This is a genomic window from Microbacterium sp. GbtcB4 (genome assembly GCF_019091465.1).
Taxonomy (GTDB): domain Bacteria; phylum Actinomycetota; class Actinomycetes; order Actinomycetales; family Microbacteriaceae; genus Microbacterium; species Microbacterium paraoxydans.
In genome coordinates, this window is sequence record NZ_JAGXJJ010000573.1 from 1 (window position 1) to 236 (window position 236).

Genomic DNA, 236 nt, shown 5'->3' on the forward strand with positions numbered 1-236 from the left:
CTCCTCGCGGCGGGCGACGGCGGCGGCGCGGGAGCGCATGATCGCGGTGTCCCCGTCGACCACGGCCTTGCCGTCCAGGTGACCGCAGCGCCTCGGGTTGATCTGGTCCCCAATGTGCGTTCCCGCGAGACCGGCGTCCTCGAGCACCTGGATCGTCCGCACGGCGTTCATCGGCCCGCCGAAGCCGGTGTCGGCGTCGACGATCGCGGGGAGGGCGGGCCTGCGGGCGATCTGCT

1 pseudogene is annotated in these 236 nt (G+C 73.7%); it reads right to left on the reverse strand.

The window, feature by feature from the left end:
• Positions 1 to 236: pseudogene (locus KVS71_RS18865) on the reverse strand (methylisocitrate lyase); the annotation flags it as partial.